The sequence below is a fragment of the Variovorax sp. GW458-11-26-14-LB1 genome (genome assembly GCF_059423965.1).
In genome coordinates, this window is sequence record NZ_JBWKYW010000013.1 from 12565 (window position 1) to 23649 (window position 11085).

At 60.0% G+C, this 11085-nt stretch carries 10 protein-coding genes and 1 pseudogene; 7 read left to right on the forward strand and 4 right to left on the reverse strand.

Annotated elements, in window-relative coordinates:
• Positions 1 to 55 precede the first annotated feature (55 nt).
• Positions 56 to 934 (forward strand): annotated as a pseudogene (locus AC07YS_RS11240) (YifB family Mg chelatase-like AAA ATPase); the annotation flags it as partial.
• 161 nt (positions 935 to 1095) lie between these two features.
• Here the strand turns inward: AC07YS_RS11240 and AC07YS_RS11245 are convergent.
• The 3 genes from AC07YS_RS11245 to AC07YS_RS11255 all read right to left on the reverse strand — a co-directional run bounded on the left by AC07YS_RS11245 (position 1096) and on the right by AC07YS_RS11255 (position 4842).
• Positions 1096 to 2139 carry a tetratricopeptide repeat protein gene (locus AC07YS_RS11245; protein WP_495267916.1) on the reverse strand — a complete coding sequence of 348 codons (1044 nt, stop codon included), beginning with the start codon at positions 2137 to 2139 and terminating at the stop codon, positions 1096 to 1098.
• Between the two features lie 68 nt (positions 2140 to 2207).
• The gene (locus AC07YS_RS11250; RefSeq protein WP_495267915.1) at positions 2208 to 3038 is read right to left on the reverse strand and encodes a DUF4365 domain-containing protein; all 831 of its coding nucleotides are present in this window, start codon (positions 3036 to 3038) and stop codon (positions 2208 to 2210) included.
• A gap of 121 nt (positions 3039 to 3159) precedes the next feature.
• Positions 3160 to 4842: a hypothetical protein gene (locus AC07YS_RS11255; RefSeq protein WP_495267914.1), complete on the reverse strand. Its 1683-nt coding sequence runs from the start codon at positions 4840 to 4842 to the stop codon at positions 3160 to 3162.
• 118 nt (positions 4843 to 4960) lie between these two features.
• Between AC07YS_RS11255 and AC07YS_RS11260 the strand changes: the two genes are divergently transcribed.
• Positions 4961 to 5776, forward strand: a complete 816-nt coding sequence (locus tag AC07YS_RS11260; protein WP_495267913.1) for a DUF6602 domain-containing protein — start codon at positions 4961 to 4963, stop codon at positions 5774 to 5776.
• Positions 5777 to 5793: 17 nt separating this feature from the next.
• Here AC07YS_RS11260 and AC07YS_RS11265 read toward each other — a convergent pair whose 3' ends face one another.
• Positions 5794 to 6453: a sce7726 family protein gene (locus tag AC07YS_RS11265; protein WP_495273888.1), complete on the reverse strand. Its 660-nt coding sequence runs from the start codon at positions 6451 to 6453 to the stop codon at positions 5794 to 5796.
• A gap of 49 nt (positions 6454 to 6502) precedes the next feature.
• Between AC07YS_RS11265 and AC07YS_RS11270 the strand changes: the two genes are divergently transcribed.
• The 5 genes from AC07YS_RS11270 (at position 6503) to AC07YS_RS11290 (ending at position 11079) form a co-directional block, all read left to right on the forward strand.
• Entirely contained in the window at positions 6503 to 6826 is a 324-nt protein-coding gene (locus AC07YS_RS11270; protein WP_495267911.1) for a helix-turn-helix domain-containing protein, read from the forward strand.
• Positions 6827 to 7007: 181 nt separating this feature from the next.
• Positions 7008 to 8606, forward strand: a complete 1599-nt coding sequence (locus AC07YS_RS11275) for a TniQ family protein (RefSeq protein ID WP_495267910.1) — start codon at positions 7008 to 7010, stop codon at positions 8604 to 8606.
• Between the two features lie 326 nt (positions 8607 to 8932).
• On the forward strand, positions 8933 to 10033 hold the full coding sequence (locus AC07YS_RS11280) for a hypothetical protein (protein ID WP_495267909.1): 1101 nt from the start codon (positions 8933 to 8935) through the stop codon (positions 10031 to 10033).
• A gap of 33 nt (positions 10034 to 10066) precedes the next feature.
• Positions 10067 to 10453 (forward strand): hypothetical protein, encoded by a 387-nt coding sequence (locus tag AC07YS_RS11285; RefSeq protein WP_495267908.1) that lies wholly within the window; start codon positions 10067 to 10069, stop codon positions 10451 to 10453.
• Positions 10454 to 10536: 83 nt separating this feature from the next.
• A complete protein-coding gene (locus tag AC07YS_RS11290) occupies positions 10537 to 11079 on the forward strand; it encodes a hypothetical protein (RefSeq protein WP_495275711.1) in 543 nt (180 codons plus the stop codon).
• Positions 11080 to 11085: the final 6 nt, after the last annotated feature.

Sequence of the window (11085 nt, forward strand, 5' to 3'; positions counted from 1 at the left end):
GCACGGTCCTGGGCTTGCACGTCGCAGGCGCACCAACTTGGGGAGAGGGAGAAAAATGAGTCTGTCTTTGGTGCAAAGCCGCGCCTTGCTCGGCCTGGAGGCCGCCGCCGTCACGGTCGAGGTGCATCTGGCGAACGGCCTGCCGAGCTTCACGCTGGTCGGGCTGGCCGAGACCGAGGTCAAGGAGGCGCGCGAGCGCGTGCGCTCGGCGATCCAGAACGCCGGGCTCGAATTTCCGACCAACAAGAAGATCGTGGTCAATCTGGCGCCCGCCGACCTGCCGAAGGATTCGGGCCGCTTCGACCTGCCCATCGCGCTGGGCATCCTCGCGGCCAGCGGGCAGATCGAGAACGCCCGCCTCGCCGGCCACGAGTTCGCCGGCGAGCTGTCGCTGTCGGGCGAACTGCGGCCCGTGCGCGGCGCGCTCGCGATGGCCGTGGCCACCTACACGCAAGGCACGGCCGTGCGGCTGGTGCTGCCCCTGGACAGCGCCCAGGAGGCCGCGCTGGTGCCCGGTGCGCAGGTGTACGGCGCCCGGCACCTGCTCGACGTGGTGCGCCAGTTCGTCGCCGGCGGCGGCGGGCCCGTCGACGCGACCGACGACGGCTGGACCCGCGTGCGCGCCGCGCCCGGCGACGGCGCCCCGCGCTATGCCGACCTGGCCGACGTCAAGGGCCACACGGGCGCCAAGCGCGCGCTCGAGATCGCCGCAGCCGGCGGCCACAGCCTGCTGATGGTGGGCGAGCCGGGCTCGGGCAAGTCGATGCTGGCGCACCGCTTCGCCGGCCTGCTGCCGCCGATGAACGTGGACGAGGCACTGGAAAGCGCAGCCATCGCCAGCCTCGACGGCCGGCTGGCGCCCGAGCGCTGGATGAGCCGCCCGACAGCCACGCCGCACCACACGGCGAGCGCGGTGGCGTTGGTGGGCGGCGGCTGTAAGCGCGGTCGAAAAACGCGAACGCATTTAAATAAATGCGAATCTGCGGCTTCTTCAGGATTTAAATGAGAACAGCCTCGGAAGAGGCCTCCAAAACTGGGCCCAGGCTCTGTATGAACATACAGATTCGAGTGCTCTAGAGTGGCCTTCCGGCTGCGCTAGCGAAGGACTGAGGGAAGCTCGCGGCGGAGCAAAGCCGCTAGCTTGTGATCTGGAAATCTATCCACTGCCGCCTTCCACACGCGACTTGCCTCTTCCGGCTCTCTGGCGTTCCAATGCACGCCGCCCATGTTGAACCACGCCGATGCGCAGTCGGGATTCAACGCGATGCACCGCAAGTAGGCATCGATCGACTCGCGAATGCGCCCCAATTTCTCATAGGCTACTGCGACCTGGTACCAACTCAGATCATCCGGTTGAATCGTCTCAGCTTGTGGCAACAGAAGCGGCAAGCTCTCCTCGGGGCGATCGAGAAAATTCAGCGCCGTGCCGAGGCAGTAGCCATAGTGCCCGCCCGCGAGTTCATATGCGACCCGGAAGCACCGCTGCGCCTCCTCCCAGTTTTCGTCTTCCTGCGCCCAGTGCCCCAGACGATCCCACAGGAGGGCGGCGGCCTCGCCCTGCAGATGCCGGATACCGGTCTCGAATTCAGTCTTGAACGCGAGATAGGTCATGTCTGCTGCTCGACCTTCCGACCGGAGGTACAGCTTGCTCAACAACCGCTCTCCCACTCCGCGGGGACAGTTCGGATGCACCGTTAGATATCGGTCCCAGAAAGGGATACTCAGCCTTGCGTTCTCCGGTGCGGAGCGCCCAAAGCTGGCGACTTGCCGAGCACACCATGGCCAAATCCAAGCCTCGTTTCCCGCATCGCCGAGCAGCATATTGGTTTCACGAAATGCCGCCCTTGCATCGCCCAGGTTGAATAGGACATTTATTCGCCAACCCATTACCGATGTCTGTTTTCCGAGCGTACCTTCGGCAAAGACCACCTGATCGAAGTGTGCGAGCGCCTCTTCATACTCTCCATTTCCAAGGCAATGATGTCCTAGGGCGCAATGCGCTTCTGGAAGTTGGGGGTTGTGTCGCAGGGCCACGCGGAAGGACACGGCAGCCTTTTCTCGATAGTTGAGCTTCTCGTAGCTGGAACCGAGGTTCTTGTAGCACTGCGCGAGCAGCGTCGTATCTTGGTCGGGAATCAAGTGCTCAAGCGCAGTCTCATATGCCTTGGCGGCTTCCTCGTCGCGGCCAAGCGCAGAAAATCCGTTTCCTATGTGTAGTGAATACTCCCGCTCTGAAAGCGGCCAGCATCGATCTGGGATGCAAAGAGTGAAATTCCATCCTCGATGCGGGCTACATTGCAACTCAATCCCGCCATACCGAGATTTATCTCGGCCATGTAGCAGTAGATCATCGCTTCATGATCCCGAAGGACGGCCGCGAACTTCTCAAACGCGGCGCTGATCACATCATTCGCATCGCGGTGATACAGCTTTCTAAGCATTGCATCGGCCTGCACAACACTTTCCGGAACATGCAGGTCTGGACGGATCGCTTTCACGATGCCGGGCAGATCCTGGGGACGCGCGATTGTTTGTGCGATCCGCGCGTCTCGAGATGACGCCGCCCCCGCCCTTGCCAAAGCTGCAAGAGACTTCAGGCGTTCATAAGTCAGGATCTCCGAAAAAACCACCGTGAGCGTTTGCTGCTGAGTCCAACTCTTCCCGCTGTGCTCGTATTGACGCAATACGGCATCGGCGAAGCAGAACCGCAACGTGTCGGTCGGAACGTGATAGCAGACGAAGAAGGAATAGGGCTGCGCCAGCAGATAGTTGAGATTGAACCGTTGGATCTCGACACTGATCGAACCGTCCGCGTTTGGTGCCCCTTCCGTTCCCTTCAACTGGACATGGCTCCTGACATTGGTTGCACACTCGCGATCGACGACCTCGATCTGACAGTCAGCCCCATAGTCCTCTCGATCCGGAGCCTGCAAGACAAAGTCGCTGGAATTCGATAGCAACTTCTCGAATGCGGCTACAGCTTTGCTTCCCGTTGCATGGTTCTTGTGACGTTTTGGTAGATCGTCGAAATGTTCCATCTTCTTCCGCCAGAGCACTGAGTACAGATGCATGGTACTTCGGCGACCATGCAGCAGTGCTTTGGCGATGTGATGGATCTGGTGCTTTTCAGGAGAGCCCCAGCGAATCCTGAGAGCCGCTTTACTCCGCCAGGATGCGCCTCTTGAACTCGCCCAAAACCCAGGCCGCAATCTCCTGAGGGCTCAACTCGTCGGCCAGCGCGTTCAACTCGTCCGTCGTCCAATAGGCGATCGTCGCACCCGTGTCTCGGTTTACCTCGGAAGGCATGGGAGAAGTCCAGCAGGGCTCGAATAGCATTCTCCCAACTTGCTCGATGGCCGGCTCCCTGGCCCCCAAGAGCTGCGCCACCACCTCCACGCTGATCTGACCTTCCGGGAACTCGGCGACACCCAGGGCCGCACATCGCATGACGCCTCCCGTCGCCCGGTATTCGACGATCGTGGAGAGCCAAACCCAAAGGTCAGACCACGACGCGACACCGGCCGGTGCCGGTACTGCCATGCGACGTGAAACCTCACCATCCTCGAACGGACAGAACTCCCACCCGGGCAGGCAGGCGGGCAACGCTTGGCGCAAGGCGGCCAAGAATGACGGCTCAAGTCTGCGTTCATCACTGTCACTCTGAGCTCCCATGATCTCCGCCGGCGGCAGTCCTGCAGCGTCCGAGGGACCGATCGCATAGAGATCCGCGTCCTCACCTTCGGCAGCGGACCGATTGGCGTGAAAAGACGCATGCGACGTTCGGTGAATCGAGGTTCTCTTGAGATACGGAAAGGGATCCCCGTCGTCATCGTCGCTATACACCTCGAGCGCCACCTGGCTTCTGTCCGCCCATTGGTTCACGATCTTCGGCTTCTTCTCCTTCTTCTCACCTGGCCCGCGCTCCTTGCGCTCCCCCGACACCGGTGGCCGAGTCCGCAGCAGACCATCATCGATGCTGTAGTTCAGGCGCTCGAAGGGATGAGGGTAGGTGCACCTGATCAGGCGCAACGCAACGAAGGTTCGTTGCCCAGGCGTATCCAGCCAGAGCCCGTCGACGGTGAGGTTCGTCTTGCCCGTGAAGGGAAAGCCCATCCGAGGCTGCCAGTCGGTCTTGTTCAGCCTGGCGATGCGCCCGCCTTTGACCAATGTGAAGAATGCCTTCTTGGCCTCGTCGTCCAGTGCGATGCGTGCAACCGTCGGCGCAGCCGCCGCCGGCATCCCCATCCCCAGAACAACGTTCGCCGCATTGCTGACCCGGCTGATGTACGCGGCGTGATAGAGCCTCTGCTCAGCATCGCCACCCGACATGACGCCCTCGAGTACCGATCCGGTCGCGCCGAAGTAGAAGCGAAACAACTCCAAGCTCGGCACGACCAGCACGGTGTCGGGATCGACCTGGACACGGGCGACCCAGGACCGCGTGTGTTCGTTGTGGGCGTTGAACGCATTGAAGGGAAGGATGTACGAGATCGACTCTCCCGCAGGCGAATACGGGAGACCCGAAGGCAGGACCTCGGAGGTTTGTTCGTCGACGGCCATTTCCTTGAAGAGCATGCGCGTCAACGGCGCCGACTCGACACGAACTCCATCCTTCCAGACCTCCCCGAGACGAATGTGCGGTAGGACCGCGATCGGGATTTCGATCTCCTGGCGCTCGTCGCTACTGCGCAGCATCCATCCCAGACCGGGACGCCAGAGCGAGCATGACACTTTCAGTGTGCGTTGCTCGGGCCCGAACTGCAGTGAGTTGCCGACGTTGCCAAACCAATCGATGCGAAGCGCGGCGCCGCCCTGACGTGCCAGTCCGTCGAAAACATCCATCATCCCCCCTACGTTTCCCTCTATTGGGTCGATGGTAGCCGCGCTTGGTGTTGCAACATCGGCCTTTCCAGACCACCCGACTTGAACGAGCATGAGTACGACAAAGGCTTCGCAACCAATGCACAGACTGCAGGCAACTTTGTCTGGGCACAAACACGAGCTACTCGCAGCTTTTGCGCGCTCTGCCGCTCACAAGCTACCGGCCTCCAAGGGGAGGCTCCGCGAAAACGCAGTCAGTCGTTTCCTTGCAACCTGGATACCGAGGCGGTTTTCTCCAGTGTCGAATGTCTTCGCAACGGACCCGCTGCTGGGAGAGTTTGAGAGCGAGCTGGATCTCGTTCTGCACGACTCACATGATGGTGCTTGCTGGCCTCTCGACAACGATCAAGAGAACTCCATCGTGACGTGGAACGACGTCAAGGTCGTTTTCGAGGTCAAGTCGACGCTCGATGAGAAAACTTGGACGAACGCTTGCAGCGTCATGACGAGACTTGCGGCATGGGTAGGAACGGATAACGCCAACCCGCATCCCTTGCCCCTTCGAGTCCTGTTCTGCTTTCGCACAGACGATGCTTTCGCTCATACCTTCCATGAGCACTGCGTCTATGGATCAATTCGCTCCATACCATTCGATGCAATCGTTCTTCTTGATCAAGGTGCAACGTTTGGACCACGCTTGGAGGAGCTCGAAGTCGGACTGCGATACGGCCTTGTCCCAAGCCAAGTCGCCAATGATGGTCCTTCCCAAGACAAGCTGCTGATGCGGCAACTCATAGAAACACGCATCCCTCACAAATTTCGTTCTTGCGGCGAAACCCCGGAGGAAGGTTTGATGGCGCTTGCAGCACTGGCGTCGCTCGCTTGCTCGGGGGAAGAAATTACGAAGTCGCTGCTCTCGGCGCTGCGCGAAACACGCTACAACCCGATTTTCTAGCCGCCCGCGTTCCCAGCCTAAAACACCGGGCTTGGCGCAAGCCCGAAGTTCTTGCGAACGAGGTTCCAGTCGATGCTGGGCTCCCGAGGCTCGGGCTTTGCAACGAGGCGAGTACGCGCCCTCAGGCAGGCGCACAGATAGGAATCGGCTTCCTCCACGGAGAGCATGCTGACAACAGCCTCGAGCATCGCCGCCTTGCTCCATCCACTCACCCCGCGCGCCACGCCCCCTTGTTTGAGCTTCGCCGCCAACTCCTCCCGGCAAAGCAGAGAGCACATGGCATGAACGCTGCGATCGGGATTGAGCCCCGCGGCTCGAGCCTGATGCAACTGCAGATCAGTGCGACGGCCCGTCGGCAGCATGACGCCCCACCACGCCGGCACCAAGTCGAGCACCGCATCGAGGTGAGCAGGCACTGTGACGATGTTCACCCTGGCGAATACTTTGCCATAGCCAGCGATTTGGCGAGGCAGGCGCGTCAGGCGGTCAGCGCCAGCCTTGATCTCGTAGCCCACGAGCTCTTCTCCAGCCGCAGCAAGGTCCGCCCGCACCGTGTTGCCTGGTAGGCAGAACTCGTCCACGACCAAAGCATCAGCGGCGATCAGCCCGCTTCGCTTCAAGAGCGTCCGCAGCTGGCAGTCCGAGGCGACGGACCACGTATCCAGCGGCAGTCCCATGTACGAAGAGCAGAGGTAGTTCATTCATGCACTATGCAATAATATTTGCATGACCGTCAATGTTGCACTCCGACAAATCGAGAACTACATGGCTGAGCACAATCTCACCCAGATTGAGCTTTCTCGAATGACAGGAATTCCTCAACCGACGCTCAGCCGGGCATTGCGCTCCCCACGCCGACTCACGAATACGCACAGGCGTCTATGCAGATATGCAAATATCACGCTAAGCGTAGACGATCCAGACTCGACAGCGAGCAAGAGATTGCAGCAGACCATTGCCGATGTCTGGGACGGCACCGAGCGCCACGCCGATGCGCTCATCCGGCTGCTGCGGGCCGCCTCCGATATCTCGAGCGCATCAAGGGGCTAGACGCCGGGCCAACGTTCGGGACGCGCGATGTCGCTGAAGCAGACGCCGCCTTGGCCGAGCTGGACAGCCTGGTTGGACAAACGGCCCCGAGGAGAACACCATCGCCGGCTGATCACCCCTCAGGGAGCCAACGAGAGAGCGGCCCGAGCCGCAGTCAGAACGGGCGGGGGCCAATGTCGACATGTCGGAGATCGAAGAGCAGCTCTCGCTCTGGCCATTTCACTTCAAACCACTTGAAGACGAGCTGCTGAGCATCTGGCTTATCCGTCTGGCTCACACGCATGGCTACAAGGTGGAGCAGTTGTGCACCATGCTGCTCGGCCGCGGTCGCCGGCTGTGGAACTCGGACGTCGACAAGTTTCAGCCCCCGCTCCTGAGGGATGCACTCAAACGAGTGACCGGCATCACCGATGCCCAACTGGATGCGGCGAGCCTGCACTCCTTCGAAGGGTACATCTCCGACTACTTCAACGCGCAAGGCGGCAGCTGCTGGATCGTGCCCCTTCACATCTACCACCGAAGCCGCAAGAGTCCAGGCCTGAGCTATTGCCCCGCCTGCCTGGCCAGCGATGGCGTGCCGTACTTTCGCCGTGCCTGGCGCCTGTCCTTCATGACGGTCTGCCCGCGCCATGGGGTGCAGTTGTTGGACGCCTGCCCCGAGTGCGCGGCGCCGCTCGCGCCACATCGCGTGGACATCGGGCCCGACGGTTTCATGCCTGGGCCGGACCGGATCGTGTACTGCCCGACGTGTGGGCATGATCTGCGCAAGGCAGCACCAGGCGCAGCTCAGCCCCTCCTGATGGATTGGACGACACGGCTTCTTGCCGCAAGCCGCGAGGGCTACATTGGCTGGGGCTCGCGCGACGACATGCACTCGATCTTGTTCTTCAACGGCTTGCGCAGACTGGTCGCCGCAATCAGGAAACGGGTGGCGCATGCCGAGGGGGGCGGGTCGCAACCGAGAAATTTTGACTTCCTTACCGTCGTGCAACGACGCGAGACAATGGCCCACGTCGCGGCCGCCATCGCGCAAGGACCTGAAGGACTGCAGGCCTACGCCCGCACGCACGGCATCAATCTCAGTGATGTTCTGCACTCAGGGACACAGCTCCCATTTTGGTTGGCCGAGGCGCTGATTCCGATCACGCGCGCCCAACACCCCAAGCGATCAAAGGAAGAAGTCACCGAGATCGCCCGCGTCGCCCGCAACCTGAGCAGCACGCCGCTGACGCAGACACAGATATGCCTGAAGTTCGGGGTAAACGTGGATGACGAACGCGCGGATGGCTTGCGCCATTTCGTCAGCGACGATGCATACAGGCTGCTGATGGCGAGTGTTGATCGCAGGATTTCCCTGGAACGAAAGCCACAGGAGCGGATGGCGCTCCTACAGGACAAGGTGGTTCTCGCGCTGATGCGGGTGATGGGGTGGCCAGCCAGGCGGATCTGCCGACTCACGATCAGCGAGTTCGCGACGCTACTGCCACGGCCAGAAGAGACGTGGCCCGTAGACCTTGCGACGCCCCCTCTCGACGTCGCGTCCGTCTGCTCGCACTCGTGGTGGTTCGTCGAGTCGATTCGGCCGCACATTCCTGGCGCCCAGGCCTCGGATCGCCTTGTTGTCTCTCCCACGACCGGAAGGCCACTGGGCGGGAATGCGATGTGGCTGCGCTTTCATCGCGCCGTTGCGGAAGCGTCTCTCACGGCGGAGATTCCGGATCTCGTTGCGTTCAAAAGGCGCGCTCACCAAGCGATCAGCTCCACTCGTGGATCAGGATAGGAGCCACGCTGAATACGGCATCCGTCGTGCAGAACTCAACTGCAACCCCCTCGGTTTCTTGCTCCTATTGAACAGCGCTTCATGGACAGTTTGGCATCACCGGGTTCAGGTATTTCCAACGCGTCCCCAGGCTTCAGAAATACAGCAACTTGGGACACGCATGTCCAGAGCGAGACTACTTCGACCGTCTTTCGGCTCCAGCAGTTTGGACTGGCCCGTACACTCTTTCAAAATAGGAATGGGGACGAGGAAACAGCCCAATCGGCAGTTCAGGGGAGATGCCTCGACCTCTAGCGGTAACAACATCAACTAGTTGAGGGCGATCAATGGCGACGAAAGCCAGGGCACAAACAATCAAGGATGAGGTTTTCCAAAGGCTGCACGCCATCCGAAGCCGGAGCACTTCCTATTCGTTTCGCTTCGTGCAAGCTGCACTGAAGGACGCCGGCATGCCCTCTGCGACCGGCTGGCACCCTCTCTTAAACAAGTACGAGGGCTTGGACTATGCGGATCCCGCAGCGGACTGGCCCACGAGACTGGCAGCGCTCGATGAGTTGTATGCCCATTCGTACTTGGTTGGAACCACGGCCGTCTGGACGTTTGAAGGCGATGCTGCGGACATTCAAGCGATCCTTGCCAATCCGGCGGCGTTGTTTGATCGAGACTCCCCTTTCCACGCGCCATTTCCGTTCCCGGTTTCCGAAGACGTCTTGGAGAAGCAGCCGTTCGAAGTGAAGCTCGTCGCCGCGCAAAAATTGGGCCGTGATGACGTGGCAATCATCGGTTGCGGCAGGAGGGCATATCGAGAGCGGGAGCAGTACGACGCATCCGATCTGGACGACGCCTTTGACGTCTTGGGGCGATTTGAGGAAATCATCGTCGTGCGCGCCGGATGGACCCAGGCGTTCGATCGATGGGTTTTCAGACCCCGAAGCGGGCGCGTCGAACTCCATGTGGACTTGTGCTGCCCGCTCAATGCAGACGAGCTCGAACAGCTGCAGGTTCGGCATGTCGACCTTCTGAAGGCGAAGGCACATGCGGCAGCCGGCTTGACACTTGATTGGCTGAACAAGCCCAGAAATTTGTTTCCCTATATTCGAAAACTGTATAACGCGAAGGATGGCTTCGTGCTCGCGCTCGGACATGCGACTGGGACCAAGTCCATCAAGGAAGAGCGAATGAGAGGGCAACGCCTTGACCTACGCGACGAGCTTTTCCACAAGCACGGGATCAAGGCAATCAAGGGGACTGAGGCGTACTCGATCAAGAAAGGTTGGCCGGTACGGATAGGAAAGAATGTGCCTTCTGTCTATATTCCAGGGCACTTCTCCAACGCAGGAGCTCCCAATGCTGCCGTTCGGCGTGCGATCATCGAGAACTGTGCCTCCCTCGCAGACTTTGAACTGGTCATCAAGAAATTGACGTAACGCAAAGTGGATAAGGCGACGCTTTTTGAACGGATGAAGTCGGATCTCGAAGAAGATCCAGGGCTTCTGCGCGCCTGCGATGCCGTCGTTCGTCACCTGGAGCTTCAACCCGTTGACGCACTGCAGTTCATCACATTCGGCACCCTAAGCCATGCCGCAGGCATGGCTGACCCTTACGATGCCCTGCCAGTTGCGCAATACCTCTCAAGCGCGCGGGCTCATTTGCTGGACCGATGCTTCCTCTTGATCGTTGGTGATGATGAGTTCGACATATCTGAAGAGGAGGTCGAAACTGCTCGCAAAGAGCGGGTTTTGTACCACCCCGACTTGGGCGAACCCATCCCCAACTTCGAGCAATCCCTGCTCGTGTATTTCACTGTCAGCGATGACGGCAAAGAAATCGTGGGGAAAGCTCGTTGACACGCATCGGGTCTCTGACGATTTCGCAACTGGAGCAGCTTGGGGATTTGCGCCCCGATCTCGCGCTAATGGGAAAGCGCCTCATGGTCACATCCTATGAGCGCTTTGTGGAAGTGCTTCACGAGGATCTTGATGCATGCATCCGCTACATCGAAGAAGATCCCAAAATTCGGCTGAAGGATGGGGAGGATCGGTTGACGTCTGAGCTCATCGGAATGCTTCGCAGCAGGGGCTACGATGCATCACATGACGAGACCATCGGAGGTCACTCTGACATCGTGGTGCGCCACTATTCCCAGTACCTCTGGGTCGGTGAAGCGAAGATCCATGGTTCGTATCCCTACCTGACGGAAGGCTTCAACCAGTTAACCACGCGTTATCTGCGAGGCACGCCCAACGCGGACCAAGGCGCGCTGCTGATCTACATCCGCAATATGAACGTGGCGTCGGTCGTGTCTAAATGGAAAGAGACAGTACAGGGGTTTGGGCTGGACGCGTACGCCGAACAAGAATGTCCTGTCCGCCAAGAACTGGGCTTCTATCACACGCAGACGCACATTGGCTCCGGCCGACAGGTCAAGATTCGCCACATTGGAATCGACCTGCACTGGGACCCCACCACGTAGCGGGCC

Bases quoted from the DNA above. Each gene is read 5' to 3' on its own strand.
- AC07YS_RS11250 (WP_495267915.1), bottom strand. From the start codon at position 3,038: ATGGAACATTTCGACGATCTACCAAAACGTCACAAGAACCATGCAACG.
- AC07YS_RS11255 (WP_495267914.1), bottom strand. From the start codon at position 4,842: ATGGATGTTTTCGACGGACTGGCACGTCAGGGCGGCGCCGCGCTTCGC.
- AC07YS_RS11260 (WP_495267913.1), top strand. From the start codon at position 4,961: ATGCACAGACTGCAGGCAACTTTGTCTGGGCACAAACACGAGCTACTC.
- AC07YS_RS11265 (WP_495273888.1), bottom strand. From the start codon at position 6,453: ATGGGACTGCCGCTGGATACGTGGTCCGTCGCCTCGGACTGCCAGCTG.
- AC07YS_RS11270 (WP_495267911.1), top strand. From the start codon at position 6,503: ATGACCGTCAATGTTGCACTCCGACAAATCGAGAACTACATGGCTGAG.
- AC07YS_RS11275 (WP_495267910.1), top strand. From the start codon at position 7,008: ATGTCGGAGATCGAAGAGCAGCTCTCGCTCTGGCCATTTCACTTCAAA.
- AC07YS_RS11280 (WP_495267909.1), top strand. From the start codon at position 8,933: ATGGCGACGAAAGCCAGGGCACAAACAATCAAGGATGAGGTTTTCCAA.
- AC07YS_RS11285 (WP_495267908.1), top strand. From the start codon at position 10,067: ATGAAGTCGGATCTCGAAGAAGATCCAGGGCTTCTGCGCGCCTGCGAT.
- AC07YS_RS11290 (WP_495275711.1), top strand. From the start codon at position 10,537: ATGGTCACATCCTATGAGCGCTTTGTGGAAGTGCTTCACGAGGATCTT.